This window comes from Halolamina salina, from assembly GCF_042678005.1.
GTDB lineage: Archaea > Halobacteriota > Halobacteria > Halobacteriales > Haloferacaceae > Halolamina > Halolamina salina.
Window position 1 is genome coordinate 9106 of record NZ_JBHUDH010000010.1, and the last position, 2840, is coordinate 11945.

At 71.7% G+C, this 2840-nt stretch carries 4 protein-coding genes; 2 read left to right on the forward strand and 2 right to left on the reverse strand.

Annotated elements, in window-relative coordinates:
* The first annotated feature begins 103 nt into the window (after nt 1-103).
* Together ACFR9S_RS01195 and surE are read left to right on the forward strand one after the other, a co-directional pair.
* Nucleotides 104-229: a hypothetical protein gene (locus ACFR9S_RS01195; protein WP_379730588.1), complete on the forward strand. Its 126-nt coding sequence runs from the start codon at nt 104-106 to the stop codon at nt 227-229.
* A 66-nt stretch (nt 230-295) separates the two neighbouring features.
* Nucleotides 296-1132, forward strand: a complete 837-nt coding sequence (surE, locus tag ACFR9S_RS01200; protein WP_379730586.1) for a 5'/3'-nucleotidase SurE — start codon at nt 296-298, stop codon at nt 1130-1132.
* 111 nt (nt 1133-1243) lie between these two features.
* On the opposite strand, the gene ACFR9S_RS01205 is transcribed toward surE, so the two are convergent.
* Together ACFR9S_RS01205 and ACFR9S_RS01210 are read right to left on the reverse strand one after the other, a co-directional pair.
* Entirely contained in the window at nt 1244-2110 is an 867-nt protein-coding gene (locus ACFR9S_RS01205; RefSeq protein WP_379817816.1) for a phosphatase PAP2 family protein, read from the reverse strand.
* The coding region (locus ACFR9S_RS01210; RefSeq protein ID WP_379817818.1) for an ABC transporter substrate-binding protein at nt 2107-2840 on the reverse strand (734 nt) is incomplete at its 5' end. The genes ACFR9S_RS01205 and ACFR9S_RS01210, both read right to left, overlap by 4 nt.

The window sequence follows — 2840 nt, forward strand, 5'->3', positions numbered from 1 at the left end:
GCCATGCTCGCTCGCGGTCGTGTTCGCGGTCGATCCGACCGACTCTCACCCGATCCGAATGCCGCCACAACCCGTATCCGGGTGGCTTCCCACCTTCGACCGTATGCGAGCCTCGACACTCGTCCTCGCGTTCGGCGCGATCCTGTTCGCGTTCCCGGTTCCCGGAACTTTCATCGCCGGCGCACTCGTGCTGGTCGCGGGCGGGACTGCCCGGTGGTACGGGGCGTAAGGTCCCGCACCGACACCGCCGTCGACGGATCGAAACCGTTTCTCCCCGCGGTCCTCCACTCCCCGCATGAGCAGCCCCGATATCCTCCTCACGAACGACGACGGGATCGACGCCCCCGGCCTCGCCTCCCTCCGCGAGGAGCTCACCGCCGTGGGCGACGTGACCGTCGTCGCGCCCCACGAGAACCAGAGCGGCGTCGGCCGCACGCGTTCGAGCAGCGCCGTCCGCCACGATCACCCGTGGGGGTACTCCCTTGAAGGCACCCCGGCGGACTGCGTCGCCTACGCGCTCAACGGCCTCGACACCGAGTTCGACGCGGTCGTCTCCGGCGTCAACGACGGCCCGAACGCGGGCAACTACGTCGTCGGGCGCTCGGGAACCGTCGGCGCGGGCATCGAGGCGGCGTTCCTCGGCGTTCCGGCGCTCGCGGTGTCGGCGTACCACGCGGTCGACTTCTTCCCCCACCCGCCGGAGGAGTACGACTTCGCCCGGCCCGCGCGGGTGGCCGCGGACCTGCTCGACCGCGCGCTCGCGACCGACACGTACGACGACGTGGACCTGTTGAACGTCAACGCGCCCGTCGACGCCCCGGAGCCGGACGCCCGGATCACCCGGCCCACACACGACTACGACCTCGACGTGGCCCACGACGGGGATGCCGTCGACCGCGACCTCGGCGACGGCGAGACCGCGGTCCGGCTCTCGGACTCGGTCTGGCCCGACACCGAGGGGTTCGAGAACCCGTTCCCGCTCGCGGATCGCCACGAGGAGCGCTACCCTCACGGCAGCGACCGCCGCGCGATGGTCGAGGGGGAGGTGTCGGTGTCGCCGCTGTCGGTCGACCACGGCCACGCCGAGAGCGACTCGTTGGTGGGTGTAGTCGAGAGTCTGGAAGCGGAGTAACCGATTACGGCGCGCGACCGGCCGGGGCCTCGTGTCTCGGCCACGGAGGGCCACGCCGTAATCGTGTGTCACCTATTGCTCGCGACCGGCCGGGACCAAAGTGCCGCCGAACTACCGGCGGAACTGCTCGACGACCCCGCCCGCGGTGCCGTGTAACGGTTCGGGCGACTCCGTCTCCTGCTCGCCGTGTCGGCGCTCCGCGAACCGCGCGCCGACGCCGACGCTGACCGCCGCGAGCAGGAAGCCGGCGAGCACGTCGGTCAGCCAGTGGATCCCCAGATACATCGTCGCGACCGCGACCGAGGCGGCACCGACCGCCGCGATCGGGAGCCACCCCGGCGCGGTCGAGCGGTAGCGCGCGGCCAGCAGCGCCACCGTCGCCGACAGCGAGGTGTGCAGCGACGGGAACACGTTGGTGTTCTCGTTGACCTGACTCGTGAGCGCCTGGACCTCCGGCCAGTTCGCGAACAGCAGCGACTCCACCGCGCCGGGCATGAAGTTCCGCGGGCCGTAGGCGACGAACAGCACGTAGCAGACGAGGCCGATGCCGTAGTTCAGCGCGTAGGCCACCAGCGTCGCCGACAGCGGGCGCGTGTCGTCGTGGAGCGCGTAGAGCACGAGCGGGAACGTCAGGAGGAACACGTAGCCGAACACGTAGACGAAGCTGAAGTACGCCGTCAGCGGCGGCGACGCGAACGACTGGAGGTCGGCGACGAACCCGCCCTCGATCGCGTGGATCGCGCCGGTGACGTTGATCCCGATCAGCCACGAGAGGTGGACCCCCACGTCCCGGACGGTGCCGTTGGCAAGCAGCAGCGCGCCGAGGACGGCCGCCGTCGGCCCGACCGCGCGGGCGTTCTCCCGGAGCGAGCCGCGACGGACGCCGAGGCCGGAGAGCCGGCGGAGCGCGCCGAGGCTCACCAGATGCAGCAGGAGGTCGACGCCGCCGACGCGGGAGAGGACGGTGAATAGGCTCACGCCGACCCCCCGACGAGCGTGTCGTCGTCGTACTGGTAGCCCGCCTCGCGGAACGATTCGCGGGCCGTCTCGACGTTCAGTTCGCCGTCCTGTCCGAAAAACGGGACCACGGGGTTCCCGTCGTCCCACGCGAGATCGTCGGGGTACCACTCCGTCCCCTGGAGCGGGCCGACGGCGGGCCGGGCGTAGCCGTCGAGCACCTCCTCGCCGAGGAACGCCTCGTCGATCAGCCGCGCGAGCGTGTGCCGGACGCGGGGGTTCGAGAGGTGGGCGCGGCGGGTGTTGTAGCCGAGCACGTACGGCCGGTCCGACCGGCGCACGAGCAGTTCGGTCCCCTCGGCGCGGCCGATCCGCGGCACCGTCGACGCGCCGACGGCGGTGCCGGTCACGTCGGCGTCCCCGTCGGCCACCGCTTCGACGGCCGCCACGTCCGAGCCGACGACCCGGACCGACAGCGCGTCGAGGGCGGGGTCGGCGATCCAGTCGGGGAGTTCGGTCCCCTCCCGCGTCGAGAAGTGGTCGTCGACGCGTTCGAGCAGCAGGCGCTCCCGGGGGGTGTTCCGGACGAACTCGAAGGGACCGCTCCCGACCGGCGGGATGTTGTTCGTCACCAGCGCGTCCGTCACCGTCCCGACCGGGATGCCGCCGATCGCGGCCGGCTCGGTCCGGTCGCGCCAGACGTGTTCGGGGAGTATCGGCACCGTCAGCGCCCGCCGGGCCACGCCGTCGT